The organism is Vibrio sp. PBL-C16 (assembly GCF_034321865.1).
In the GTDB taxonomy this organism is placed as follows: Bacteria; Pseudomonadota; Gammaproteobacteria; order Enterobacterales; family Vibrionaceae; genus Vibrio; species Vibrio alginolyticus.
Map to the genome: position 1 here is coordinate 222,928 of NZ_JAXLNY010000001.1, position 25,030 is coordinate 247,957.

The 25,030-nt window shown below is 44.4% G+C and carries 25 protein-coding genes; 18 read left to right on the forward strand and 7 right to left on the reverse strand.

What is annotated here, in order from left to right:
* The first annotated feature begins 5 nt into the window (after positions 1-5).
* From rarD to UQW94_RS00875, 3 genes are all read left to right on the forward strand, one after another.
* Complete coding sequence (gene rarD / locus UQW94_RS00865; RefSeq protein WP_031778926.1) at positions 6-911, forward strand: EamA family transporter RarD; 906 nt, start codon at positions 6-8, stop codon at positions 909-911.
* A gap of 208 nt (positions 912-1,119) precedes the next feature.
* Entirely contained in the window at positions 1,120-1,506 is a 387-nt protein-coding gene (locus UQW94_RS00870; protein WP_005376510.1) for an MAPEG family protein, read from the forward strand.
* Positions 1,500-2,033 (forward strand): DNA mismatch repair protein, encoded by a 534-nt coding sequence (locus UQW94_RS00875; RefSeq protein ID WP_193837980.1) that lies wholly within the window; start codon positions 1,500-1,502, stop codon positions 2,031-2,033. The genes UQW94_RS00870 and UQW94_RS00875 overlap by 7 nt, the downstream gene beginning before the upstream one ends.
* 285 nt (positions 2,034-2,318) lie before the next feature.
* On the opposite strand, the gene UQW94_RS00880 is transcribed toward UQW94_RS00875, so the two are convergent.
* On the reverse strand, positions 2,319-3,683 hold the full coding sequence (locus UQW94_RS00880; protein WP_258513835.1) for an endonuclease/exonuclease/phosphatase family protein: 1,365 nt from the start codon (positions 3,681-3,683) through the stop codon (positions 2,319-2,321).
* A gap of 394 nt (positions 3,684-4,077) precedes the next feature.
* On the opposite strand from UQW94_RS00880, the gene UQW94_RS00885 reads away from it, so the two are divergent.
* Positions 4,078-4,392 carry a DMT family transporter gene (locus tag UQW94_RS00885; RefSeq protein ID WP_005376506.1) on the forward strand — a complete coding sequence of 105 codons (315 nt, stop codon included), beginning with the start codon at positions 4,078-4,080 and terminating at the stop codon, positions 4,390-4,392.
* Between the two features lie 79 nt (positions 4,393-4,471).
* Here UQW94_RS00885 and UQW94_RS00890 read toward each other — a convergent pair whose 3' ends face one another.
* On the reverse strand, positions 4,472-5,377 hold the full coding sequence (locus UQW94_RS00890; RefSeq protein WP_005376505.1) for a DMT family transporter: 906 nt from the start codon (positions 5,375-5,377) through the stop codon (positions 4,472-4,474).
* Between the two features lie 168 nt (positions 5,378-5,545).
* On the opposite strand from UQW94_RS00890, the gene UQW94_RS00895 reads away from it, so the two are divergent.
* The 3 genes from UQW94_RS00895 to UQW94_RS00905 all read left to right on the forward strand — a co-directional run bounded on the left by UQW94_RS00895 (position 5,546) and on the right by UQW94_RS00905 (position 8,219).
* Positions 5,546-6,004 (forward strand): NUDIX hydrolase, encoded by a 459-nt coding sequence (locus UQW94_RS00895; protein ID WP_047101439.1) that lies wholly within the window; start codon positions 5,546-5,548, stop codon positions 6,002-6,004.
* 104 nt (positions 6,005-6,108) lie between these two features.
* Positions 6,109-6,681: a GNAT family N-acetyltransferase gene (locus tag UQW94_RS00900; protein WP_031781379.1), complete on the forward strand. Its 573-nt coding sequence runs from the start codon at positions 6,109-6,111 to the stop codon at positions 6,679-6,681.
* A gap of 125 nt (positions 6,682-6,806) precedes the next feature.
* Positions 6,807-8,219, forward strand: coding sequence for a coniferyl aldehyde dehydrogenase (locus tag UQW94_RS00905; protein WP_017635337.1), 1,413 nt, complete (start codon positions 6,807-6,809; stop codon positions 8,217-8,219).
* A gap of 175 nt (positions 8,220-8,394) precedes the next feature.
* On the opposite strand, the gene UQW94_RS00910 is transcribed toward UQW94_RS00905, so the two are convergent.
* Entirely contained in the window at positions 8,395-8,874 is a 480-nt protein-coding gene (locus UQW94_RS00910) for an aminoacyl-tRNA deacylase (RefSeq protein WP_005376501.1), read from the reverse strand.
* Positions 8,875-9,030: 156 nt separating this feature from the next.
* Here UQW94_RS00910 and UQW94_RS00915 point away from each other — a divergent pair, with 156 nt between their 5' ends.
* From UQW94_RS00915 to UQW94_RS00930, 4 genes are all read left to right on the forward strand, one after another.
* Positions 9,031-10,572, forward strand: a complete 1,542-nt coding sequence (locus UQW94_RS00915) for a glutamate synthase-related protein (RefSeq protein ID WP_017635336.1) — start codon at positions 9,031-9,033, stop codon at positions 10,570-10,572.
* Between the two features lie 186 nt (positions 10,573-10,758).
* Positions 10,759-12,933: a catalase/peroxidase HPI gene (gene katG / locus UQW94_RS00920; RefSeq protein ID WP_065275255.1), complete on the forward strand. Its 2,175-nt coding sequence runs from the start codon at positions 10,759-10,761 to the stop codon at positions 12,931-12,933.
* A 165-nt stretch (positions 12,934-13,098) separates the two neighbouring features.
* On the forward strand, positions 13,099-13,551 hold the full coding sequence (locus UQW94_RS00925) for an antitoxin Xre/MbcA/ParS toxin-binding domain-containing protein (protein WP_017820987.1): 453 nt from the start codon (positions 13,099-13,101) through the stop codon (positions 13,549-13,551).
* 1 nt (position 13,552) lies between these two features.
* A complete protein-coding gene (locus tag UQW94_RS00930) occupies positions 13,553-14,023 on the forward strand; it encodes an RES family NAD+ phosphorylase (RefSeq protein ID WP_064369281.1) in 471 nt (156 codons plus the stop codon).
* An 80-nt stretch (positions 14,024-14,103) separates the two neighbouring features.
* On the opposite strand, the gene UQW94_RS00935 is transcribed toward UQW94_RS00930, so the two are convergent.
* Positions 14,104-15,954, reverse strand: a complete 1,851-nt coding sequence (locus tag UQW94_RS00935) for an acyltransferase family protein (RefSeq protein ID WP_176311534.1) — start codon at positions 15,952-15,954, stop codon at positions 14,104-14,106.
* Between the two features lie 241 nt (positions 15,955-16,195).
* Here UQW94_RS00935 and UQW94_RS00940 point away from each other — a divergent pair, with 241 nt between their 5' ends.
* On the forward strand, positions 16,196-16,471 hold the full coding sequence (locus UQW94_RS00940; protein ID WP_033906505.1) for a nitrogenase-stabilizing/protective protein NifW: 276 nt from the start codon (positions 16,196-16,198) through the stop codon (positions 16,469-16,471).
* A gap of 117 nt (positions 16,472-16,588) precedes the next feature.
* On the opposite strand, the gene UQW94_RS00945 is transcribed toward UQW94_RS00940, so the two are convergent.
* Positions 16,589-17,689 carry an alkene reductase gene (locus UQW94_RS00945; protein WP_136977151.1) on the reverse strand — a complete coding sequence of 367 codons (1,101 nt, stop codon included), beginning with the start codon at positions 17,687-17,689 and terminating at the stop codon, positions 16,589-16,591.
* A gap of 11 nt (positions 17,690-17,700) precedes the next feature.
* Positions 17,701-18,087: a lactoylglutathione lyase gene (gene gloA, locus UQW94_RS00950; protein ID WP_005376490.1), complete on the reverse strand. Its 387-nt coding sequence runs from the start codon at positions 18,085-18,087 to the stop codon at positions 17,701-17,703.
* A gap of 211 nt (positions 18,088-18,298) precedes the next feature.
* On the opposite strand from gloA, the gene UQW94_RS00955 reads away from it, so the two are divergent.
* Together UQW94_RS00955 and UQW94_RS00960 are read left to right on the forward strand one after the other, a co-directional pair.
* Positions 18,299-18,727: a PaaI family thioesterase gene (locus UQW94_RS00955; RefSeq protein ID WP_031781242.1), complete on the forward strand. Its 429-nt coding sequence runs from the start codon at positions 18,299-18,301 to the stop codon at positions 18,725-18,727.
* 26 nt (positions 18,728-18,753) lie between these two features.
* Entirely contained in the window at positions 18,754-19,143 is a 390-nt protein-coding gene (locus UQW94_RS00960; RefSeq protein WP_047101463.1) for a MazG nucleotide pyrophosphohydrolase domain-containing protein, read from the forward strand.
* A 43-nt stretch (positions 19,144-19,186) separates the two neighbouring features.
* Here the strand turns inward: UQW94_RS00960 and UQW94_RS00965 are convergent, their stop codons facing one another.
* Positions 19,187-20,062, reverse strand: coding sequence for a universal stress protein (locus UQW94_RS00965; RefSeq protein ID WP_047101465.1), 876 nt, complete (start codon positions 20,060-20,062; stop codon positions 19,187-19,189).
* Positions 20,063-20,277: 215 nt separating this feature from the next.
* Here UQW94_RS00965 and UQW94_RS00970 point away from each other — a divergent pair, with 215 nt between their 5' ends.
* The 4 genes from UQW94_RS00970 to UQW94_RS00985 all read left to right on the forward strand — a co-directional run bounded on the left by UQW94_RS00970 (position 20,278) and on the right by UQW94_RS00985 (position 25,008).
* Positions 20,278-21,621 (forward strand): magnesium transporter, encoded by a 1,344-nt coding sequence (locus UQW94_RS00970; RefSeq protein WP_054577843.1) that lies wholly within the window; start codon positions 20,278-20,280, stop codon positions 21,619-21,621.
* Between the two features lie 289 nt (positions 21,622-21,910).
* Complete coding sequence (locus UQW94_RS00975; RefSeq protein WP_170960430.1) at positions 21,911-22,453, forward strand: AAA family ATPase; 543 nt, start codon at positions 21,911-21,913, stop codon at positions 22,451-22,453.
* A gap of 107 nt (positions 22,454-22,560) precedes the next feature.
* Positions 22,561-24,006, forward strand: a complete 1,446-nt coding sequence (locus tag UQW94_RS00980; protein WP_085569062.1) for an AGE family epimerase/isomerase — start codon at positions 22,561-22,563, stop codon at positions 24,004-24,006.
* A 537-nt stretch (positions 24,007-24,543) separates the two neighbouring features.
* Positions 24,544-25,008, forward strand: coding sequence for an ABZJ_00895 family protein (locus UQW94_RS00985; protein WP_017635325.1), 465 nt, complete (start codon positions 24,544-24,546; stop codon positions 25,006-25,008).
* The last annotated feature ends 22 nt before the right edge of the window (positions 25,009-25,030 follow it).

The window sequence follows — 25,030 nt, forward strand, 5'->3', positions numbered from 1 at the left end:
GTTTTATGAATAACACTCGTTATGGCACTTTTATGGCAGCATTCTCCTTTGTGATCTGGGGATTGCTACCAATTTATTATCGTTATTTACCAAATGCTTCTATGGATGAGTTGCTAGCATGGCGAATCATTGGGTCTGTACCTGTCGGGTTTCTAATTGTACTTGGGATAACCCGTCGAGGGCTGAATTGGAAAGAAATCTGGCTTGATAAAAAATCCTTGTGGTACACGTTTGTGGCGAGCAGTTTGATGTGTATTTCTTGGAGTGCGTTCACTTGGGCTTTGACCCATCATCGGGTCATCGATGCCAGCTTAGGCTTCTTTATTGGACCATTAGTATCTGTTGCGCTGGGCGTATTTATTCTTGGGGATAGGCTCTCAAAAGGCAAACTTATTGCAATAGTGTTGGCAACAATTGGTGTTATGTATCAAGTGATTCACTATGGTCAGCTACCCGTTATCGCACTAACGATGGGGTTGTTCTTTGCTTTGTATGGGCTGTACAAGAAGAAGATAAATTATGACTGGAGTACAACCTTGTTTGTTGAGGCGTTGTTACTGACTCCAGTTGCACTCGCCTATTTGCTCTATAAACAATGGGCAACTGGTGAACTGGCTTCGGGCACAGATACCACAACATTGCTTTTGTATTTTGGCAGTGCACCTATCACACTTTTACCACTCGTATTTTATTCTATCGCAATACGTATAACTAATTTATCAACCGTCGGTCTAATGCAATACATCGAACCAAGCTTGCAGTTTGTGTTGGCAGTTATGTTTTTTGGCGAGTTGTTTGACGAAGTGAAAGCGGTGACCTTTGCATTTATTTGGGTAGGGCTGTTGTTCACAATTTTTGAAAGTATTATCAAAGGGCATCGGCGCAAAAAGCTGGTCAAACACCCCTTATAGTGGTTTCAATATTCTCACATATTAGCTTCTTTATTCTTATGCCCTCATTCGAGGGCATTTTTAATACCATAAAGCATTGGCTTTCGTTTTTTGCCCGAATAGAAATCATAACTTGAGATTATTTGACGCATTATCATAATGATACCGCTATAGTTATAGCCAAGTGACACGCTTATATAAGTGAAAACCAGATCAAGAAGGACGACATATGATCACAGCTCTGTATGCCAACATTCTCGCAATACTCATTATTTGGTTGGCTGTTCAAGTAATTAAGCAACGTCGCTTAAATCAAATTGCTTATGCCGATGGTGGGGTAGAGGCTCTACAAATTGCTCGTAGTGCCCAGAGTAATGCGACAGAATATATCCCCATCACCCTGATTTTAATGGCACTTTTAGAATTTAATAGTGCTTACCCAACATGGATACATCTCACCGGTATTATTTTTGTAATTGGTCGAGTTATTCATGCTAAAGGCATATTGAAAAAAGACTTGAAAAAGCGTATTAGAGGGATGCAGGTGACATTTCTGGTGATACTTTCATTGGTTGTGTTAAATATGATTTACCTGCCATACGATAAGTTATGGTAAGTCTGCGACGTTACATTCCACCACCTTGGATACTCGTTCTGATTGGATTAGTACTGAATATTGGCGCGATCATCGTTACTAGCTTAGTCCTTGATAAGTTGGGTAAACAGCACTCGCAGCTCGCAGAGCAAACAGCAGAAAACTTGTATTCCATCCAACTCGCATGGAACAGTGTGGAAACCCTAGAAAGGAAAAGAGAAGCTTTACTGCTGCATGTGCACATAAGTCAGAGCGTAGCGATACCTTTAGAGCTAGAAGAGGTATTAGCAGGGCATTTATCTTCTTGGGTTCTCAACGAGTCGGATGAAATAAAAATTGATCAACTTCCTCAACTGATGTCAAAGATAAATCAGGCACAAGCTTCGTATAGAGACCGCATCGATAATTACTACATTGAGAATGTAGAGCTCAATGAGGTAATGGCAAAGCAGGATGAAAAGATCGCTTGGTACAAGAATATCGGACTCTTCTTGCAAGTATTCGGACTTGCGTTAATCCTTGCACGCGACTTAGCTAGGAAGCAATAAAAGCAAGAGCTAAAGATCAGGTTTATTGCGAAATGCCAATGGTAGTTTGCAAATTGCAATTTATTCTGTGAGCAAACAGTAGCTATTGGTTAAGTTTTAATGAAAGTGATTAAATAACAACCTGTTTTTGTGCACTGAAAAGTTGGCACGCCTCATGCTTTAGTATGAGTGACCCTTTCTAAGCCGAGGGTCACCTAGCCAACTGACGTTGTTAGTGAACCATCTTGTTCACAAATATATACAGCCAATCACGACTCCTTGTGGTTGGCTTTTTTTTTATGCGGTCTAGAACTGTGCTTTAATCCAGATCATGCGATGGTCGGAAGATACATCCTTACCATCACCATACTTACCGATACGTGCATCGTTAAATAGTTTATGGCCTTCTTCATAAGACGCTGACCAGTACACACCAGAGTCTATTACATTCAAATTTGCTGAAGGCAAGGCATAGTCTACCCCTAAGCCAAACGTTGAAGTGATGCGATTCGGATATGGGTGAGTTGAACTGCGGTCAACAGCGTGTTCAGCTGCACCAAAGCTTGTTGGGTAAAGCTCACCATTCATCACGGTTTGGTTAACCAATGGATCGTTGTGCAGCTCCTGCATTACAGAGCTAATACCGTCACCAGACACTGGATCAAGGTTTTGATCACCCATCATTACGAATTTAGCGCCGTTCGTTAAGCCACCTGTTTTACCCGCATCGTCGTAAAAATAGTCTTTGCCTTGAATGTAATGATGCCAAAACTCCACTTCTGTTGCGTTTTGCGCTTTGTTTTTACCGGTGTCGAATACTGGTGGAGTAGGATGAGACATCAACAAGTGTACAACTTCCTCGCCATTGCGAGTTGGAATGATGATTGGCGCGTCGACGTGATTTTTCGAAGATAGACGCACTTGATCCCATTCTTCCGCTGAGTACCATTCATCACCACACTTCATGCCGTCTGGAATCTTTTGCGAACCGTCACAGATAGTAATGGTTGGAATTTTCGCACCTTCCATATCTTTCCATTTAAATGCTTGGAATGTACGTGTGTTTGCCGTGTCAATTTTATACTTAGACATAAGGGCAAATGCATATTGACCATGGTACATGCCAAAGCCCCATGCATCACCTGGCATTTGACCTGCGGTTCCGTTGTTGTCGAGATCAAACTCACTCAACAACCCTGTATTGGTTGAATAAGATTCAGCATAAGGGTATTCAATAGGCTCAAGGTTTGCTTCACCGCCCGCGCCATCGATACTTTGCGCGACAGACAAGTAGTTCTTCTGGAATCCTTCAATGGCTGCTTTGTTTTCACCTGTTCCATCGTTGTTGTATTCCGCCATCATGAGAACATCAGGACGATTCTTTTGAATGATTGCTGCAACGTTACGAATTTGAATGACTTTTTCCGCAGTGGTTTTGTCTTCGGCTGCGATTGAACCGTCTAAATAAGAGGTGACCAACGCAGCTTGCTGCGTTGGTTCAATTTGCATTTCATCTACCAAAGTTTCGAAGGTAGCGCGGTCAAAAGAGAGGTTGTAAGTCGCTATTTTTACTTCTTTAGGCTGAACATTGACGTATTCAGTATCGTCATTACATCCAGATAGTAGAGCGGCGCCAACAAGGACAGCGATAGAGGTTTTGATTGCTTTCATGGGTACGTCATACCTTATAATTAATTCGGCTGAATATTAAAGTCATCAGTCATTGTTTTAAGCGATATTAGTCACACAAACGTTTTCATATTTACATGTTCAATTAGTTTTTGTGTGATTTGTGCAATAAATGCAACACTTTCAACACCAGAAGGTTATATGTAAATTGTTAAAAAACGGTGTCGTTATTGATGCGAAATAGAGAGTCCGCCACCGTTAAAAAGAAAAGCGTAGAATTTAAGCGTACATGAGATGTTTGAGTTGTATGTTTATCGCCGTGTTTTATTTTTTATGTTTAAATTTCTGTATATAATAAGCAGTCAATCAGAAGTGAGGACGACCTCACCGCTCTATCTTTTCTCGGGGACGACCCCATCTCGTTGGGAAATGTGACATGGCTTGGGGAATTCTCTTCATTGCGGGCTTGTGTGAAATCGCATGGGCTGTCGGTCTTAAATATTCACAAGGGTTTACCAAATTCGGTGCTTCGGCATTCACTATTGTCTTTATGTTATTGAGCTTTTGGTTGCTTGGCATTGCGTTAAGAACCTTGCCTTTAGGCATTGCTTATGGCGTATGGGTAGGGATTGGCGCAATAGGCACGGCAGTCGTGAGTATTTATCTGTTCAATGAGCCAGCAACACTTATCAAAGCCTTAAGCTTGCTAATGATTGTCGCTGGTATCGCAGGGTTAAAAATATCAGCTTAACGTTAGGCTAAACACAAAACAGCCAGAGTCACTCTGGCTGTTTTTCTAAATGTCGTGTTTACGGTTCTGGGTAGGTATATCAAGCGTTGCGCTTAATAAAAGGTAACCGTAAGTGATGACCAAACGCATTAATTAATGCGCCTGTAACAATCAGACCGCCACCGACGTACGTCCAAATGATCGGAACCTCGCCAAAGAAAATGATGCCCAACAACACAGAAAATACGATCTGGATATACGAATAAGCGGAGGCTTTACCCGCTTGTTGAGTTTGCATCGCTTTGGTTAACCCCAATTGTCCAATTTGGGTAAAGACACCAACTAGAACCAACATGAAAGTCAGATATAAATCGGGCATTACAAAATCGTCGCCAATCAGTAAGAGTGAAGCGGGGAGAGCAACCAACGGGAAATAGAAAATGATCACTGAGCTGTCTTCTGTCTGACTCAGTTTTCTGACAATGACGTAGGCAATTGAGCTACCAAATGCGCCTAAGATCGCAATCATGACGCTAAACATTGGTAAAGCGCTATCTGAGCCTTGCCCAGTTTCTGGGCTTACCATGATATAGATGCCGAGTAAGCACAACGCAATACAAAGGAAAGTTGACGGCTGGATGCGCTCTTTCAAGAAAAATACGGCGAGTAGTGCAGTAAATACCGGATGAATATATTGGAATATCGTCGCTTCTGCCAAAGGTAAGGTGGTCACTGAATAATATACACACATCAGAGCCATCGTACCCACAGCACCGCGTGCAAATAGTAATGGCTTATTATTGCCCCATACAGAAATTCGTTTTCGCTTTACATCGAAATAACTAATGATAAGTGAAACGAGCGCTCTTGCTGCAACGATTTCAAAAACGGGGATACCGTAGTTGCCGACGTGCTTTACTGTAGCCGACATCAGAGCAAAGCCGAACGCGGAAAGCACCATAAAGCGCACACCGATGGGAATCATAGTGTTGAATGAATTGGACATTTTACTGCTCATTTGTTGCGACAGATCTCACTTTAGCATACTTAGTTAGCGATTAAATCCTCTAAACTCAAACACTTCTGTCGGCAAGATGAATAAACAGTAGAATACGTAGCAATTAATCTGCCTCTCTCAGCGTAACAATAAAAACTCGATATTTAAGGAGCTTACATGATCCCGATAAAAGCAACGCATGTTTCAGGCGTTGTCATTTCAAAAATTGATGGCATAGAAAAAATGCTGTTACTCAAACGCGTAAAAGGTGGCTATTGGTGCCATGTTGCAGGTGGTATCGAAGCGGGTGAAGCCGGGTGGCAAACCATTTTAAGAGAGTTAAAAGAAGAGACACTAATTGACCAAGTTGAGTTACATACAGCAGACTTTCTAGAGCAGTTCTACGAAGCAAAAAATAACCGTATCATGGTTATCCCATGTTTTGTGCTACTTTGTCCGCCTAACCAATCAGTTGTTCTTAACGAAGAGCATACAGAGTATCGCTGGTGTACGCTTGAAGAAGCTAAGCAGCTGGCTCCGTTTGCCAATCAGCATCACCTATATGAACATGTATGGAAACATTATGTAGATGTGGCATCACTAACGCCATTTACGCTGATCGATCAAAAGGGCTAAATGAACGGCAACGGCTTTGATTAGTTTTTATAGAGAGGTTTGTTCTCATAAAATGAAGCGTTAGGATTTGCGCTGAGCGTTCACAATAAAAAGGAATAACATCTATGGATGAAGTCACATGCCAAGAGACGTATCAAGGAAATCACTTACAGAAGCGTTTTTCCGTCTCGCAAAGGGTCTCAATTGAGCCCCTCAACACGAAACACGCGTCCGCTTTACTAGAGGTTGTGAACACTCACCGAGAGAGCCTTGAGGGCTATCTACCTTGGACGGATTCTGTCACGAATCATAGAGAGGCCGTTAACTACATTTCCCAGCGAGTGAACAGTAACGCGCTGGATTCCCACTGGTGTGCAATTTATTTTGATGAGCAACTTACGGGTGTTATTGGCATTAAAGGTGTGGATTCACATACACGTGTTACTGAAATTGGCTACTGGCTTGCCAACAATGGGCGAGGCCATCGTGTGATTGATCAAGTACTCGCAGTATTGATCCCTTTCTTGAAGAAGAAAGGGCACGCACAATTCATTCAGTTCCATTGTATGGAAGATAACATCGCTAGCATCAATATTGCTGAGCGTGCAGGCGCCACATTAAAAGAATACGTTGATCATGAGTTCGATATGCTTGACCGCTCTCAACGACTAGGCATTTATGAACTACGTTTGATGTAGTATCCACCCCAGAAATATTTTAATCAGAGTTCGAACTCTAACTTCACGAGCGCTACAATAGTAACATTGTTGCGCTCGTGTTAACTTGGGGCGTCATTGGCAGAAACTAGGCTAGGAGAAGCATCATGAACGCAATCACAGAGGTTGAAGTAGATAACTTGTTACAGCAAAGCCTCGAACGCTTAAAAGCGGCATATGCAGCCGAGCCTTATCCTAGTTTAGATGAACGTAAACAGCGCCTCGTTTTGTTAAAAAAATCGCTGCTTGAGAACAAACAAGCTCTGGTTGAAGCGTTAAGTGACGATTTTGGCTATCGCTCAGAATTTGATACCGCTATGACCGACGTTTTGCCAACGGTCTCGCATATTAATTATACCCTCAAACGACTAAAAAAATGGTGCAAACCCAGCAAGCGCGAATCCGGCTTATTGCTCGCACCTTCTAAAGTCACCGTTCAGTATCAACCGTTAGGTGTCGTCGGGATCATTTCACCGTGGAACTTTCCTGTGATTTTGAGCCTTGCGCCTTTAGTGACAGCATTGGCTGCTGGCAACCGCGTGATGATGAAGCTCAGCGAATTTACGCCAAAAACCAATAAAGTCATCGTCGATATTTGCCGTGGGTTGTCTGAGTATGTCGAAGTTTTTGAGGGTGAAGCAGACGTCGCACAAGCATTCAGCCAACTGCCATTCGCTCACCTTTTGTTCACGGGTTCTACGAGTGTTGGTCGCGCAGTGGCAAAAGCGGCAGCGGAAAACCTTACCCCGGTGACGTTAGAGTTGGGTGGAAAGTCCCCGGTGATCATTGCAAAAGATGCAGACATGAAGAAAGCCGTTGATGCTATCTTGTTTGGTAAATGCATTAATGCAGGCCAGATTTGTGTCGCGCCTGACTACGCATTTGTACCGCAAGAACGTGTCGAAGAGTTCATTTCGCTATTCTTAAAACGTTTTGAAAAGCTCTATTTAAAATCCAACAAGAATCAAAAGCTGACCCATATTGTCAACCAACGACAATATGATCGTTTGACTGCGCTACTTGAGGATGCAAAAGCGCAAGGTGCTAACCTTCACACTGTTGAGGCGTCGCCCCAAGAGGAACGACTTCTGTATCCTCATTTGGTCACGGATGTGTCGCCGAATATGCGAATCATGCAAGAGGAGATCTTCGGGCCATTTCTACCTGTTAAGCCCTACAATGCCGTTGATGAAGCGATTGACTACATTAATCAGCACCAAAGACCACTTGCGCTGTATGTTATGTCGGACGACAAATCGACTATCAAACATATTGTACGCAACACCCACAGTGGTGGCGTCGGCGTTAATGATACGGTTTTACATGTTGGCGCTGAAGATGCGCCTTTTGGTGGCGTTGGTGAATCGGGTATTGGGCATTATCACGGAGAGGAAGGATTCAGAACTTTTAGTCATGCGAAAACCATTCTTCACACACCGAAATGGTTGCCAAGAACGAGCGTATTAATGCGCCGTAGGGCTATGGCGATAAAAGCGATCCAAAAGATCTTTGTTCGATAATAATTATGATTTGATTGATAAAAAACCGCCCTAATAGGCGGTTTTTTGTTTCTATATGCTCTGAAACGCTGGGCACCAAAGTCCGAGAAACTTCCATCGCGTGCTACCAACAAAACAAAGAAAGGCTCTTGTTGATAGAGCCTTGTTCAGGAAGTGTCGAGAGATCTTGGCAAGTTTAATGCAGAACTTCACTGCTGAATCTTAGATATCTACAGTCGTTCATCAGTTCTTTAAACGCCTTTCGGTCCAGCTTAATCAGAGTTTCATGATCGCCAGCTTCAAGGTAGACATGTTCCAAGTTTGCTAGTCTTTCATCGCAAACTGTCGACATGTGGTAAGGGCTACCAATCGGTGGAATAGCGCCGTGTTCACAATCGGTGAAGAGTCGGTAAACCATACGCTCTTTCACCAAGTGGAAGGTGGCATTAAATTCGTCGTTTAATCTCGACAAACTGATTTTGTTGTTGGCAGGTAAGACCGCCATCATATGACGCCCTTCATGATCCTCTAGAATCACACCTTTTGCGATATTCATTAAAGGCACACCTGCTGCAACACCACTTTGTAGCGAGCTATGACTGTGGCTGTGATTCACGGTTTGAAAGTGAATGTTATGCTCAGTCAAATATTCATCTAATCGGGTTGCAATCGTCATATAGCCTCCACGTGTATGAGACCCATAAAAAGTATAGGTTAGTCGGGCGACAATCGCGCATTTTACTCGGCGACACTGACGCTCTTTACGCTCCTGTTCTACGCTTATTGCAAGCCAGCGAGAAAGCATGGTTAACAATAATAAATAGGGGGCAACATGAGCAAGCCAATCATCGCTGATAACAAGCCGATCAAAGTAGAGTTGAAAGCTGGGCAAGAATATTACTTCTGCCGATGTGGGCGTTCTAAAAATCAACCTTACTGCGATGGGTCTCATTCGGGAACCGGCTTAAAGCCAATGAGCTTTAGTGCGGAAAAAGACGAAGATGCCTATCTCTGCCAATGTAAGCATACCGCCAATGCTCCTTTTTGTGATGGTACACACAAGCGATTTACCGCAGAGCAAGTCGGTAAAGAGGGACCGGAACAAAAGCGAGAGAAAAGAGACAAACCAACGGCGTCTGCTACTCAAGAAGAACCAACCCTCGAGTTTATCCACCAATTAGCGAGAGAAGGACTCTCTAAACTCGGTCATCATGGTCCGATGGCTGCAATGGGGGTTCCTAGGCATTTGCTACCACATTGGGATGCTATACAAATCATGGTGGCGCAAATGGCGACACAACCGTTGTTGGAAGACGTTCCTGTGTCTACCGAGTTGATTGTGGGACCAAACGCGCGTAAGCCGCTCAGACTCGCCATTCCTTTGTTGGTGTCGGACATGAGTTTTGGCGCACTTTCTGAAGAGGCGAAAATTGCACTAGCAAAAGGTGCAGAGTGGGCAGGGACTGGGATTTGCTCTGGTGAGGGTGGCATGTTACCGGAAGAGCAAGCCGCCAATTCACGGTATTTCTATGAGCTTGCTAGTGCTCAATTTGGCTACGACGAATCTAAGCTTCTTAATGTTCAGGCGTTTCACTTCAAAGGCGGGCAAGGAGCAAAAACGGGCACGGGTGGTCATCTGCCTGCAAATAAAAATGTAGGTAAGATCTCTCAGGTGAGAGGCATCCCCGAGGGACAACCAGCGATATCACCACCAACGTTCAAAGATCTTCACACTACTCACGATTTCAGAAAGTTTGCTGACAGAGTTCGTGGCATCACAGGCGGTATTCCAATTGGATTTAAACTCAGTGCCAACCATATTGAGCAAGACATCCAGTTTGCGCTTGATGCTGGGGCTGATTATATCATCTTAGATGGTCGCGGTGGTGGCACGGGTGCGGCGCCAACTATGTTCCGTGATCATATTAGTGTACCCACCATCCCTGCATTAGCTCGTGCACGTAAGTACTTAGATGAAAAAGGCGTAAGTGACCGTGTCACATTAATCATCACCGGTGGGTTGCGAGTTCCTACGGATTTTGTCAAAGCGTTGGCACTTGGAGCAGACGGAGTAGCGATAGCAAACAGTGCGATGCAATCGATCGGTTGTGTCGCGGCTCGCATCTGCAACACCAATAATTGCCCGGCAGGCATTGCGACACAAAATGCCGATTTGAGGCAGCGTCTCGACGTTGAAAAGTCATCCCAGCAACTGAAAAATTTCTTCGAATCCTCGGTCGAGCTCATGAAAGTCATGGCGAGGGCGTGTGGTCATCACGCTCTGAATGAATTTAGTCATCATGATTTAGCGACCTGGGATCACAACATGGCGAGGCTGTCTGGGATTAAGTATTCAGGTATGGACTTAAACTGATCTCTATCCATATTTTCTGCATATAGGTACATGTTTGATAACAATTATTTATTCGCTGAAATGTTTGAAATTTTGACTTGGCGTTAACTAAAAAAACAGTGTATGAACTACGCTGTTTGAGGTGGATATTCGATTTATTGAATAACAAAGAGTGGTTACCACAACCACGACACGAAGGAGCATTATATGAGCAAAGCAAACGGCGGTTCGGTAGGTAAATGTCCAGTTATGCATGGTGGGCAAACATCTACAGATAAGTCGGTGATGGATTGGTGGCCGAATGCCTTGAACTTAGACATCCTGCATCAACACGACTCCAAAACCAACCCATTTGGTCAGGACTTTAATTACAAAGAAGAACTGAAAAAGCTAGATGTCGAAGCACTTAAAAAAGATTTAAAAGATTTAATGACTGATAGCCAAGACTGGTGGCCTGCCGACTGGGGACACTACGGTGGTTTAATGATCCGAATGGCATGGCATGCAGCGGGCAGTTATCGTATTGCGGATGGCCGTGGCGGTGCTGCTACAGGCAACCAACGCTTTGCTCCTCTCAACTCTTGGCCAGATAACGCCAACCTCGATAAGGCTCGACGCCTTTTATGGCCAATCAAGAAAAAATATGGCAACAAACTAAGTTGGGCAGACCTGATTGTCCTTGCCGGTAACATGGCGTACGAATCCATGGGTTTTAAGACCTTTGGCTTTGCGTTTGGACGAGAGGACATTTGGCACCCAGAAAAAGACACTTACTGGGGCTCTGAGCAAGAATGGTTAGCCACAAGTGACGCTGATAACAGCCGCTACTCTGGTGAGCGAGATTTAGAAAACCCGCTTGCTGCGGTAATGATGGGTCTTATCTATGTGAACCCTGAAGGGGTAGACGGTAACCCAGATCCTCTCAAAACAGCACATGACATGCGAGTGACCTTTGCGCGAATGGCAATGAACGATGAAGAAACCGTCGCGCTCACAGCTGGTGGTCACACGGTGGGTAAGTGTCATGGTAATGGTGATGCCGCAAACCTTGGCCCAGAGCCCGAAGCAGCAGACGTTCATGAGCAAGGTCTTGGCTGGATTAATCACAAAACACGTGGCATTGGCCGTGACACGGTAACGAGTGGTATTGAAGGTGCTTGGACAACACACCCTACACAATGGGATTACGGATACTTCCACCTACTATTTAAGTATGACTGGGAACTGAAAAAGAGCCCAGCTGGCGCATGGCAATGGGAGCCAATCGACATTGAAGAACAAGACAAGCCTGTCGATGTTGAAGACGGTTCTAAGCGCTACAATCCAATCATGACCGACGCCGATATGGCGCTCAAAATGGACCCTGAATATCGTAAGATTGCAGAAAAGTTCCAAAATGACCCTGCGTACTTTGATGACGTTTTTGCTCGTGCCTGGTTTAAGTTGACACACCGCGATCTAGGACCAAAATCATGTTATTTCGGCCCTGATGTGCCAAGCGAAGATCTTATTTGGCAAGACCCAACGCCCGCAGGTAAGACAGACTACGATGTTGATTTAGTAAAAACAAAAATCGAAGCAAGTGGCCTATCCATTAGTGAGTTAGTAAGTACGGCGTGGGATAGTGCGCGTACTTACCGTGGCTCTGACCGCCGAGGCGGTGCAAATGGCGCGAGAATTCGCTTGGCTCCGCAAAAAGATTGGCAAGGGAACGAACCTGAACGTCTAAGCCGTGTTCTTGCTGTGCTAGAAAAAATAGCAGCAGAAGAGGGCTGTAGTGTTGCAGACGCTATCGTGCTTGCTGGGAACGTAGGTATTGAACTGGCTGCGCGTGCCGCAGGTCATAATGTTTCCGTACCATTCGCGCCAGGCCGAGGTGATGCCACCCAAGAGATGACGGATGTGGAATCGTTCGAAGTACTTGAGCCTGTTGCTGACGGTTTCCGAAATTGGTTGAAGAAAGACTACGCGGTTAAGCCAGAAGAGCTTTTATTAGATCGTGCTCAGCTTATGGGGCTAACGGCGCCAGAAATGACGGTACTTATCGGTGGTATGCGTGTTCTAGGCAGTAACTACGGCGGTGGAAAAGAGGGCGTATTTACTGACCGAGTAGGCACTTTGTCGAATGATTTCTTCGTGAACCTTACTGACATGGCATATACGTGGAAACCAGTGAGTGCTAATCAATATGAAATCCGTGATCGTAAAACCGACGCTGTGAAGTGGACGGCTACTCGAGTGGATCTTGTCTTTGGTTCAAACTCGATCCTGCGTTCGTATGCGGAAGTGTATGCGCAAGATGATAATCAGGAAAAATTCATCCATGACTTCATCGCCGCATGGACGAAAGTCATGAACGCGGATCGTTTTGACTTGCAATAAGTGAAACGATGCCCGTCGGTAGATGGGTTGATGAATAAGTAAGAGAGGCGGGCGAAAAGCTCGCCTTTTTCTTTACCTATCTTTTTACTTTGATTGTTACTTTGATTGAAAGTTAAGCTCATTTGAACCATAATAACTGGACCATATGAACCATAGGAGCTTGATATGGCAACTGCAGCATTAAAAAGCTTCAAACCGAAACAACCTCATAAAGCCAATTTCTGGTTTATGTTGGGTATTGAAGACGCTGAAACAGGTCGCACTGATGCGGTTCACAAAGGCTTTGAGCCAAAGGTGTATCGCAATATTGTTGAGCGTGTGAAGCTTTCTCAGAGTGAGTTTCAAAACGTCACATTGATACCTGTTAGCACGATCAAGCGTCGTCTAAAAAACGATGAGCGCTTCAATACGCAAGAAAGTGATGCAATCTATCGATTAGCGATGTTATTGAAACTCGCGACAGAACTGTTTGACGACGAAGAGCGCGCGTTAAAATGGATGAGAGAGAATGTGTATGGCTTAGGTGGAAAACGTCCACTTGATATGGTCTCGACCACGGTGGATTTTGAAATCGTAAAAGATTTGATCGGCCGTTTAGAGCACGGGGTATTCTCGTAATATGAAGCTCTATCGTCTCACACAAAAGAAATTTGCTGACACGCCATTCAGCCCCGTTGGCGCAAAGTTATTTGGAGGGCGATGGAACTCAAAAGGAACCGAAGCCCTCTACTTCTCTGAATCGGAATCCCTTTGCTCGTTGGAAGTGTTTGTGCACGTAAACAACGATCCTGCTATCACCAAACTTTACGATTTATATCGTATTGAAATGCCAGAATACCTCATCGCCACCTTAGATGAAGAAGATCTCCCTGTGACGTGGCGAGCAATACCGGCGAGCGAGTCTACGCAGTACATTGGTGATCAGTTTCTCAATGATCCTCATCCAGAGTTTGCCGCGCTGCAAGTGCCTTCAACGATTTCACCTCGTGATAAAAACTACGTGGTTAATCCAAATCATCCCAAAATAAAAGAGATCATCAAGAAAGCCGAAAAGCTCGATTTCGCGTTTGATCCGCGCATTTTCAAATAGACGTGCTGGTTTTGTCTTGCTTTAAAGCATTCAGCGCTTACCTGAGATAAGCGCTGAAGCATAAAAGTTTATTTCCTTGGTTATTGTCGGTCGTAAGTGAACTGTTGCGCTTCATTTGTAGTGTTGAGGTAATGCCCAAGCACCAACTCAGCACCTTTGTAAGATAAATGGCTGTCATCCGTATACATCGCATTGTTTGTACCAACTTTCATTCGACATACGCCACTTCTGCAAATGGCATCGGTCAAGTCGACAAACTCAACGTGCTCAAATTGCTCAAAGTAGTTCACTAACTTCGCCACGTTTCGAGGGTGATGTTGTTTGGGAGAAAAGTCGCAGGCAGACTCTTCTGTCTCGCCAAACAAACGCGCTTTCCAAAGGCATTCTCCTACCGCAAACGGTGCAGAAGGGGTTGGACCAAAAACGACCACTTCCTTTCCTTTCAGTTCATTCAATAATTTGGTTAATGATGCTTCATAATCGGCTTGTGAAAGCTCTTTATTGAAATTAGAAGAGATAACAACGCGACGAATGGAAGGGGTACTTAGAATGGTATCGACAGCCTCATTAAAGAACTGTCGGCAAGGAACTGAGCCAGCGCCTTTGATGGTGTCGACATAACCGACCGCACAGGAATCTTGAGTAAGTTGTACCACGCCAGTTGGTGTTACTTCGGATAGACGCTTCACGTAAACCATGCTGTGACTATTGCCTAACACAGCGATGGCGGGCTGCGGCGCAGACGAGCACACATCGTTAACGTTGGTGTTGCCGTTGCAATCTAAACCATAACCGTTGTTAACGCGCATGGCCTCGAAAAATACGCTTCTTTCTGGAAAACCACCGTTTTGATGACCGATAACGCCGAACGTTAGCAAGGGCAACGTCAACAACACAATAACCGCGGACACAGTGCGCATGCTCATGGCTTTTCGGCTACGGAACGGCTTTTCAATAAAGCGCCAAGTGAAGTAAGACAGTACAAAAAGAGCGATAACGTAAAGCGGGATATTGACGTCTTGTGTTGCGTCCAACACGTAGCGGTAAAAGACAAATAATGGAATGTGCCACAAGTATAAGCTGTAGCTGATTAAGCCGACGAACACGACCCACTTTAGGCTCAGTAATCTACCGCAGACATTGTCTTTAGAGGCAAACAAAATCACCAACGCGCTACCGATGACCGGCACCAGCAGCGTAATGCCCGCGCCATCTTGCGATTTTTCAAACAAAAGCGCGGAAGCCAATATCAAAACGATGCCAATGGTTGCTAGAGTATCGTTAGATTGAACTTGGACTTTTCTCATCACTAATGCGAGTAATGAACCGGTTGCCAGTTCCCAAGCACGAGAGAAGATCATGTAAAAAGCGAAATCAGGATCGTTGCTCGCGTAGACAATAGTCATCAAACTCAGCGCAAATACCGTGATAAAAAAAGTCAGGTAAAACGCGTTTTTGCCACGAGCGAGTAGCATGAGTAGCAAAGGAATGACAATGTAGTATTGTTCTTCAACGCCCAAGCTCCAAGTGTGAAACAGCGGGTTGGCTTGATCTTCTAAACCGAAGTAATTGTGGCCTTTTAAATACAGAAGAATGTTGGATGCGGAAAGAATGGAAGACACTGCAAATTGACCAACGTCTTTGTGTGCTTGCGGCAAAAATAGCCACCAAGACATCAAATAGCTGACGGCGATCACCACTAGTAAGAGGGGGAGTATGCGACGAATGCGTCGCTCATAAAAATCACCAAGGCTGAACTTCTGGTTTTCTAAGTCGTTAATCACGATGATAGTGATCAAATAGCCGCTGATCACAAAGAACACGTCGACGCCAATAAAGCCACCAGCGAATTGCTCAACTCCTGCATGAAACAAAATCACCAACGTGACAGCAATCGCCCTTAATCCGTCTACTTCTGCTCTGTAAGTCATATCGTGTTGCTCCAACATTCCGTTTAATGAAGTAGAGCAAAATATGAACCAGAAATAATGTTTATTTAAATCAGTGCCTTAAAGTGATTGTCAAAATGAAAATGCTAGGTGGGTTAACGAATTCCCAAATTGAATTTCAATATGGAAAACCCATAAAGAATGATCTTAAGAAGCGCTAAATCAAAGAACGTAAAGCGCGAGGCACTTAGACTCCATTGAAAATGATTACGCTAAAGAAACGATGACAGAGAATACGATTCAGGAAAAAATTGCCAGCTTTACTTGTATCGAAGAGGCTTTGAATTACTTCGACATCGAGTTTGATAGCCGATTTATCGAAAACAATCGAACCGAGTTGGTTAAGAGGTTTCACGGCTACTTAATCCTCACTAAACCGGATGATTGGTTTTCAGGTCGTCGTGCTTTAAAGAATGCTTACTGTAAAGTACAACGCAGTTTGCTCAGTAAAAAGACGCGCTCTGCGTGTCGAGGTTGTACATCTTGTCAAAGACGTTAATTCTGATGGCTTGCCTAAAAAGAACCCTGCATCTTGGCGTTACAGGGGGAAGAGCAAGGTTCTTTTGGTTTCGCTATTGGTTTGTCGCGAGTTGCGAATCAGCTTTACGTAGATGAATTAACCCGCGTGGTACGCAGGGTAGTCCACTAAGCCTTTTTCACCGCCGCCGAACAATGTGGCAGGGTCATGTTCTGCCAGTGGATAGCCATGCTTGATGCGGCTTGGTAAGTCGGGGTTTGCAACAAACGGACGGCCAAAGCCAATCATGTCAGCTAAACCACTTTCGATCGCGTGTTGCGCCTTTTCATCGTTGTAACGACCGGCATAAATCAGTGTACCTTTGTACGCCTCACGAACTGCGGTTTTAAAGTTGTGCGGAGTGTCTGGCGCGTCGTCCCAATCCACTTCTGCAATGTGAATGTAAACCACATTGAGTTTATCAAGCAGCGCTGCAGCGGCGGTGTAGGTTTCGACTGGCGTACTATCAACGGTGCCATTTAACGAAGTGAATGGTGCAAGACGAACACCAACGCGCTCAGCGCCAATAGCTTGCGTCATCGCTTCTATCACTTCACCAAGAAAACGCAGACGGTTTTCAATAGAGCCACCGTATTCATCGGTGCGGTTATTCGCTTCAGAATCGATAAACTGGTTAACCAAGTAGCCATTCGCTGCATGAAGCTCGATACCATCGAATCCGGCTTCCATCGCGTTTAGTGCGGCTTGGCGGTACTCTTCAATAACGTTCTTGATGTCTTGTTTGGTCATTTCACGTGGCACAACCACGTCGACAAAACCCGGTTCGTCTGTGCCGTTATCGACAAATACTTTCACGTTTTCTGCTTTTAGCGCAGAAGAAGAAATAGGTTGCTCACCGCCAATGTTATCAGGGTGAGTCACACGACCAACGTGCCATAATTGCGCGAAGATAACGCCGCCTTTCTCGTGCACTGCAGCAGTTACTTTTTTCCAGCCAGCAATTTGCTCTGGGCTGTAAATGCCTGGTGTCCATGCATAGCCTTGACCCATTGGCGAAATTTGTGTGCCTTCAGCAACGATTAGGCCCGCTTCAGCACGTTGAGCATAGTAGGTCGCCATCATGTCGTTAGCGATATTACCTGGTTGAGAAGCACGAGAGCGCGTCATCGGAGGCATAACGATACGGTTTTTTAATGAGAGAGAGCCAAGTTGAATGGGTTGAAATAATGCGTCTGTCATAGGAAACCTCGTTATTTTTGAGTTTGGATGAGTTCGATTTGGTAACCATCGGGATCTTTAATGAACGCGATGTGAGTTTCTCCGCCTTTCATTGGACCTGGCTCGCGAGTAACGTTGCCACCAAGCGCTTTAATTTTTTCGCAAGCGGCGTAAATATCTTCAGACCCCAGTGCCATGTGTCCGAATGCGTTACCCAAGTCGTAACTGTCGGTATCCCAGTTATAAGTTAGCTCGATGGTCGCGCCATCTGGTTGATCAGGGTTACCAACAAACACCAGTGAGTAACGGTATTCTTGGTTTTCAAAACGATCCAAAACACTCATTCCCAGAACTTTTGTATAAAATTCGATAGATTTGTCTAGGTCAGCTACACGGATCATCGTGTGGAGAAACTTCATAAGTCGCCTTTTCATAACGTTGCGTAATCACTATGCAAACCATATCGTCACTCTAAATAAACTGGAAATTATCGTTAATTATTAAAATGATTATTTAGTGTTATGAAAAGCGAGGTTGCTGGCCCTGCAACATGCAAACAAAGATTACTCGCCGTTTCTTTTTAATTATTGGCATATGCTAATTACTCTTTTGAGAAACCGAGTAACTATCATGTCCACAAACAGCTACTGTCATTACACTCACGAGTCTCATCATCAATGTGCGGTTTGTTCTTCAATTAATGTGAATCCGAACTCTTTGGCCGTGAACTACCAATACCTAGCCGATGGCTCTGTTGTCGGAGAGTTTCACGTTTTACCGCGTCATCAAGGTTACACAGACCTGTTGCATGGTGGTATTGCCAGTTCGCTTCTCGATGGTGCAATGACGCATTGTTTGTTATCTAGAGACATTCAAGCCCTTACGGCGCAGTTGGATGTGCGCTACCATGCACCTATTCAGTTAGATGATCGAGTCACGATTACTGCACACTGTGAAGGTGAACGACGCGGTATATATCAACTGGTGGCTCAATTGCGGGTCGAAAGCGAAGTTAGAGTGACGGCTAAAGGGAAGTTTATTCGTCCTAAAAAGGCATAAATAAAAACGTGTTCTACGGAGAGGCAATGAAGAAATTTGATGAGCTGTATGCAATTGCGACGAGAAAATCTCAATATGACCAAACCAATACTTGGTTTAAAGGCGTAGAGACTTATCTGGAGGCCATTGGCAAAGAAGTTGATGAAGTCCGCGAAGAGATTCGCGAGGATCGCCTTTGTCATTTGGAAGACGAGTTAGGCGATGTGTTGTGGAACTACCTTAACGTATTAAAAGCGCTGGAAAGAGAAAAGGGTATAGATCCTGAGAAAGTACTCGAAAGAGCCTGCACTAAATACGAGCAGCGTGTATCTGCGATTGAATCGGGACGCAGTTGGGATGAGATAAAACAGCAGCAGAAACAAGCCTTGAACGCGGAACATGAAGCCGCGCAGTTAGAAGATGTAAAGAGCCAATAACTGCGCTTGGTATTGAAAGGATAGGTTAATAGGGAATACCTAGTCAGCCCTTGGAGCTGTTGACCAACAGTAGGTCACAAGGTGGTTGATCAAGTAACGTGTCTACAGTGCTGCCAGACCAAAATTGAGATGACATGCTTCGTTTACATGCCCCCATAATCAAAATCGCTGCTTGTGATTGCTTAACTGCTTTTGGTAACGCCGTTTCAGGGTTTCCTTCTGGCAGCAGTAGTGGTACTCGAGTTAACCTTTGCGCACTAATAAAATCTGTAATGCCTGCTTTTTGGTTGCTTAATATCTCTGCACGATAGCGAGAGAGGTATGGCGCGACGTATCGGCAGTAAACGAGCGTCATTTTCCCGCTTAAGGTTTGTTCTAATTTTGAGCCTCGCGAGACGATGGCTTTATCTACTATCGACTTTTCATCCCCTCGATGAAGTGGGTCGATTGCACAAAGCATGTTGGCGTGAGAAGGCCATGAACGCTCACTCAGTAGCAACAAGTCGCAATCTTGTTGTGCTAGTTCTGTGAGCATCGTTTGAATCTCGTGTTTGTTAAAGTGTCCCACGAGCAGTAAGTCAGTGTGGTCAACAAGTCGTTTCGCAACTTGCTCAACCCAATGACTCCCTTTGAAATGCTCGTAAGAGAGCGTTGGCGTTTCAAGCTCTTCTTCTTCACAAAGTTCGACAATTAATGCGTTGAACTTTAAGGTCCAAGCTTCAAACTCAGCTTGTCTTTTTTCTATATGGTCAGAGTTGAAACTGAGAAAATGAGCGAATGCGTGATCTTCACTTCGGCGATGGTCTTCCACTAAAACCACAATAGGCTGAGCCAACGCTGTCGAAAATTGAATCACTTTACGAAGCACCTTACGACTTGGTAAGGCGGCCTGCTGAGTCAGAAAAAATACAGGTGCCATTGATTACTCCATTATCAAACAAGGCGAATGAGCCTGACACACATTCAAGTCTATACCATGAACTGATGCAGAGGCGTTTTGTTTCTGCGAGCGAAATATAAATTCCGCAATTAAGTCAACTATCGCCTAGAATTTTAACATCAAGAATTCATGCCTTCGGATAGCACATATCGTCAATGCGGCGAATGTGGTAGTGAAAGCTATAGGTAAAAGTAATGATAGATTCCAACCAATTGCAAATTAACCGCAAAGTGCCACATTTGCTTGCTGAGATCATTAAAGCGATAGAATCGACCGAAGACTTGAGCTTTTTGAAAGACTATCAAGAAGCACAGATTGCGAACATTTTGGAATCGGTCAACATTGCTTACCGTAAGCGTGTCATAGAAGTAGTGCCGCCAGAGAAGTACTGGACGGTATTAAATTTGCTGCGATACGACACCGCCAAGCACATTCATCAATCACTCAACAAAGAGCTGCAACATGAACGCTTAGCGTACATCACGGATTCGGAACTGATCATCTTTGCAGACTTTCTACCGACCGAGTTTGTGGATGAGTACCTTATCGACCAAAGTGAAGAGTCGGTCGCGCATATCCAACAAGCATTGTCGTATGAAGACAACAAAGTTGGACGTTATGCCGAGCCTCACTTTCTGGTCGCAAACCCTAAAAACAGCGTAGGAGGCATCAAAACCGAGCTGCTAAAACGCGGGCAAAGTCCTGTGCGGTTGATTATTGTGCGTGATGCAAGTGGTGTGATTGGTACGATAGAGCCGCATACCCTGTTGCTGCACGAAAATCATATCAAACTTACCGACTTGACCGTAGTTACGCCAATTCTAGAAGATATTCAAACGATTCAAAGCGTCAGCAAACAAGTCTCGATTGATGGTGGAGCACATTGGTTTCCTATCATGGCTGGTGGCAAAATTATGGGCGTCTTGTCGATGGCGACCATTGCGATTACGTTGCGCGAACTCAGCCTACAAGCTGTAGTGGCAGAAAACGTACGAAGCGAAGAAGATTTGTTCACACCATTAAGCGTGGCGACAAGGCTAAGAGCACTTTGGTTGGTGATTAACTTGCTGACCGCTTTCGTAGCCTCCGCCATCATTGGGCTTTTTGATAATGTGGTCGAGCAAGTCGTTGCGCTTGCGATCTTAATGCCCGTTGTGGCGAGTATGGGCGGCATCGCGGGTAGCCAAACCTTAGCGGTGGCCATTCGAGGTATCGCACTAAACCACTTGCACCAAAGTAACTTGAAGCTATTGGTGAATAAGGAATTAAAAATCGCCACCATTAATGGTTTAATTATGGGATTGGTGATCGCGGGTGTCGTTTACATGGTGTTTGACTCTTTGCCATTGGCGCTTATTATTTGCTGTGCCATTTTCCTCAATAGTTTGGCGGCCGCGGCATCGGGTACGTTGATACCATTCACGTTGAAAAAGTTTAACATTGACCCCGCCGTGGCTGGCTCGGTAGTATTGACGACCGTTACCGATGTCGTTGGTTTCTTTGCGTTCTTAGGCTTAGGTGCCATTTTCTTGATATAAATATCCAATTGACGCGTTAACTAGCAGAACCAATCGCACCATTTCCCAACCCAGTATTTTGGGCGAGCTTGCTTCACTCAGCATTCCTCCGTTTTCCATAACCGATGAACACGTCGTTTCGGTTCTTACTTTGTATATCTCTTCACTGCCCAGTTCTATTCCCCAAATTTCCCACTACCGATCTCGCTTAACGCTGGCGTGCCAAATGCCAATTTCAAACGCCAGATGATGCCCATTTTCTTGGCTGTACACGCATTACTTCACTCAAACAAAAAATAAGGAAAAGATTTTGAATAAACTTATCGTATTCTCTGGTGGTCCCGGTGCAGGGAAAACTTCGGTAATCGAACAGCTAAAAACACAAGGTTTTATCTGCGCGCCAGAAACCGGCCGTCAAATAATACAAACGCAGGTTGCCAATCACGGTTCAGCATTACCTTGGAATGACAAACAAGCTTTTCGAGACGAAATGATGAAGGCAGAAGTGAGCAATTACCGAGCTTTCAATGTCCACCAAGGGAATGTGTTTTTTGATCGCAGTATTGTGGACGTATATGGCTACAGTAAGTTGGAACAACTGCCAATCTCGCATGAGCTCATCACGCATTGCCAGACGCTTCGTTATCATTCTCAAGTATTCATTTTTCCACCGTGGACGTCGATATTCAGCAACGACGAAGAGCGAAAGCAAGATTTTTCTGAAGCGGTGGCTACGTATCAACAGATGGTCAACGCTTATCACAAATTTGGTTATCAATTGATCGAAGTGCCCAAAATGTCAGTCGAAGACAGAGTAGCGTTTATTCTCGGCTCAGTCATCGAACAAGGCTGAAAGATGATTGATGCAAACAAATGCGTAAGGCGATTGTGAGCACGACAACAATATGCGTAAAGGGAGTTATTTATACTGGATAAAATTCAATAACTTAATTGAGTGTTATGTCTTTTAAATATCTTACCTTATTGCTCGCAACGACGAGCATGAGCAGCTTTGCTGATGTAGGCCTGCCTTCGGGGGATGATTGGTTAAACCATGTGACGAATGGCCTAGCCCCATATTGGATGATGGAAAGCGCGCATGGACAACCTGCGGGGAATTTTCCGACTTTTCGTTGTGATAACGGTGTCATTCTCGACCCACAAAAGCCGTGTGGAGAATTAAACAAAGGGTGGATTAGCCCGCACTTCGATCGCGAATACACCCGCATGAAATCGCGCCAAACTTACGCTTATGGCGTGCTTTTTCATCTTACGGGTGACAAGCAAGCATTAGAGCTGGCAAAGAAAGGGGCTTATTACCTGATTGATCATCTACAAGATGAGAAAAACGGCGGCTTTGTGAGCTTTACGCGTAGTGGGAAACCGGGGATGGAGTGGCAACAACGAACTTCTCAAGACCAAGCTTACGCCTTGGTGGGTTTGGCGATGTACTACTACTTGACTCAAGATCCAAAGGTCGAACAAGCGCTCATCGACCAGCAAGCGTTTATATTTAAACAATACCGACGAAGCGATGATCGCGGTCTGGCTTGGGTTTTGAAAGACGGTGATGGGGAAAGTGCGAAGCAGCAAGAGCTAGTCGCTCAACTTGACCAGATCAATGGCTATCTGTTGTTAACGGCGCCACTTTTACCAGCGCCAGCGCAAGCCAAGTGGAAGCAAGATCTGCAATGGCTGACGAAAGTGATGCTAGATAACTACCATTCCGTCAAAGAGCAGCGCTTTTATGGCGCGATACACCACAAAGCGGTAATGATGCCAGATGCGAAACACAATGATTTTGGACACACCATCAAAGCGTATTGGATGACGTATCTCACTGGTCAGTTGTTGGAAAATTCCAATTGGACAGAGTTTGGTTTCAAAGGAATGAAACACACGCTTAAGCAAGCGCAATATCAGCAAAACTTTGAGCAAGTCAAAGCACTTTTCTCACCAGAATGGCAGAGTAAATGGGCACAAGAGAGCATTCCTGCTTGGCAATCAAGACCATACAAGCACTATAGCTCGTCTTGGGAATGGGCAGAACTCGATCAAGCGGCGATGACAGTTTCTCTTGTCGATGGTTCGATGAAAGAAACGCTTCAATACACGTTACCCACTTTTATGGACGTATGGGTGGATCATCAATATGGAGGAGTCGGTCTGAGTCCTAAATCAACCAAAGCGTTCCATTGGGGAAATGGTTACCACCAGTTTGAACATGCGTTGGTCGGGTATTTGTACGCGCAACAAATGGCAAAACAGCCCGCCAAGCTTTACTACGCGCGACCAGCAGAGAATAAAATGCCACTTAATCCGTATTACTTTAGCGCAGACGTAAAATCGTTGTCGTCACAAAGTGATGGAGTCGCCACCGCGACATTCACCAATATTCGACCTTAGGTTGGTCGATGGTGATGTGTTAGTTAAAGTCCGCGTAAAAGCCAATAAAGTCCTCCGATAGCAAGGATGACTATTAGCTATCTAGGTCTGTCACTAGATAAGCTTCAAGCAGTAATTGTGTAGGTAATGACCCCTGGGCGCTTATAAAAAGCCGTCAGAACCACTGGTTTTGACGGCTTTTTATTTTATGACAGGTAGAGGATTCAATTTTCAGCGCGATAGGTCCATGAAAACTTAAGTGAGATTCCAATCACGTCGCATAGTCTCACTAGTGTCATTGGAAATAAATGAATTGTTTCTGATACATAGAACGTATTAACATGGTTGCACTGGGCCCATATGAGTAAACTTATTGAATATACAATTTGAGAGAGAGGGTTTAGTTTTAAAAAATAACAGTTAGTTGGAATCTAGGTTAAATGAAAATAAAACTATTTAAAAAGCTACAAGTTGTATTTCTTGTGGTGTTGTTTCTCTAGGTTGTCCAAGCGGAAGCATGATCTAAAACGCTTATTTTATTCAAATAAATGGAAGGAAATGAAAGTGGAATTAAAAAATAACTATTCAGAATCAGAAATAAACCAGCCACCATCGGTACTTCTTGTTACGTCTCTGTTGTGTCTGGCGTCCGTTTGTTGGGCTGCATTGCTGTTGGCCATTGAATATATTGTTGGGATAGAAATGAGTGGTACAGGCTTTCTTAGCACGTTAATCCCAGCCATGAGTGTTGGTTATTACTTCGGCTACAAGACTGGAGATGTAATGCCATCAAAAACAAGATGGTATGCTGTTTTACTGTGGACTTTAGCAAGTTTGGTAGTGTTCTCTCTTATCTTAATGTCGTTAGATATTTCTCCGTTTTATTTATTATCTGAGCTCGGTGGGGTAAGTATTTTTATTGCTATCATAATGCTAATAACGATTGGCATCGCCTACTTAATTTTAAAAAGTGGTGAGAAAATGGCGATTAGAGTATTACTCAAAGCCAAGGAAAGTCAGTAGATAAAATACAACAAACGATTCA

Bases quoted from the DNA above. Each gene is read 5' to 3' on its own strand.
- rarD (WP_031778926.1), top strand. From the start codon at position 6: ATGAATAACACTCGTTATGGCACTTTTATGGCAGCATTCTCCTTTGTG.
- UQW94_RS00870 (WP_005376510.1), top strand. From the start codon at position 1,120: ATGATCACAGCTCTGTATGCCAACATTCTCGCAATACTCATTATTTGG.
- UQW94_RS00875 (WP_193837980.1), top strand. From the start codon at position 1,500: ATGGTAAGTCTGCGACGTTACATTCCACCACCTTGGATACTCGTTCTG.
- UQW94_RS00880 (WP_258513835.1), bottom strand. From the start codon at position 3,683: ATGAAAGCAATCAAAACCTCTATCGCTGTCCTTGTTGGCGCCGCTCTA.
- UQW94_RS00885 (WP_005376506.1), top strand. From the start codon at position 4,078: ATGGCTTGGGGAATTCTCTTCATTGCGGGCTTGTGTGAAATCGCATGG.
- UQW94_RS00890 (WP_005376505.1), bottom strand. From the start codon at position 5,377: ATGTCCAATTCATTCAACACTATGATTCCCATCGGTGTGCGCTTTATG.
- UQW94_RS00895 (WP_047101439.1), top strand. From the start codon at position 5,546: ATGATCCCGATAAAAGCAACGCATGTTTCAGGCGTTGTCATTTCAAAA.
- UQW94_RS00900 (WP_031781379.1), top strand. From the start codon at position 6,109: ATGGATGAAGTCACATGCCAAGAGACGTATCAAGGAAATCACTTACAG.
- UQW94_RS00905 (WP_017635337.1), top strand. From the start codon at position 6,807: ATGAACGCAATCACAGAGGTTGAAGTAGATAACTTGTTACAGCAAAGC.
- UQW94_RS00910 (WP_005376501.1), bottom strand. From the start codon at position 8,874: ATGACGATTGCAACCCGATTAGATGAATATTTGACTGAGCATAACATT.
- UQW94_RS00915 (WP_017635336.1), top strand. From the start codon at position 9,031: ATGAGCAAGCCAATCATCGCTGATAACAAGCCGATCAAAGTAGAGTTG.
- katG (WP_065275255.1), top strand. From the start codon at position 10,759: ATGAGCAAAGCAAACGGCGGTTCGGTAGGTAAATGTCCAGTTATGCAT.
- UQW94_RS00925 (WP_017820987.1), top strand. From the start codon at position 13,099: ATGGCAACTGCAGCATTAAAAAGCTTCAAACCGAAACAACCTCATAAA.
- UQW94_RS00930 (WP_064369281.1), top strand. From the start codon at position 13,553: ATGAAGCTCTATCGTCTCACACAAAAGAAATTTGCTGACACGCCATTC.
- UQW94_RS00935 (WP_176311534.1), bottom strand. From the start codon at position 15,954: ATGACTTACAGAGCAGAAGTAGACGGATTAAGGGCGATTGCTGTCACG.
- UQW94_RS00940 (WP_033906505.1), top strand. From the start codon at position 16,196: ATGACAGAGAATACGATTCAGGAAAAAATTGCCAGCTTTACTTGTATC.
- UQW94_RS00945 (WP_136977151.1), bottom strand. From the start codon at position 17,689: ATGACAGACGCATTATTTCAACCCATTCAACTTGGCTCTCTCTCATTA.
- gloA (WP_005376490.1), bottom strand. From the start codon at position 18,087: ATGAAGTTTCTCCACACGATGATCCGTGTAGCTGACCTAGACAAATCT.
- UQW94_RS00955 (WP_031781242.1), top strand. From the start codon at position 18,299: ATGTCCACAAACAGCTACTGTCATTACACTCACGAGTCTCATCATCAA.
- UQW94_RS00960 (WP_047101463.1), top strand. From the start codon at position 18,754: ATGAAGAAATTTGATGAGCTGTATGCAATTGCGACGAGAAAATCTCAA.
- UQW94_RS00965 (WP_047101465.1), bottom strand. From the start codon at position 20,062: ATGGCACCTGTATTTTTTCTGACTCAGCAGGCCGCCTTACCAAGTCGT.
- UQW94_RS00970 (WP_054577843.1), top strand. From the start codon at position 20,278: ATGATAGATTCCAACCAATTGCAAATTAACCGCAAAGTGCCACATTTG.
- UQW94_RS00980 (WP_085569062.1), top strand. From the start codon at position 22,561: ATGTCTTTTAAATATCTTACCTTATTGCTCGCAACGACGAGCATGAGC.
- UQW94_RS00985 (WP_017635325.1), top strand. From the start codon at position 24,544: ATGAAAGTGGAATTAAAAAATAACTATTCAGAATCAGAAATAAACCAG.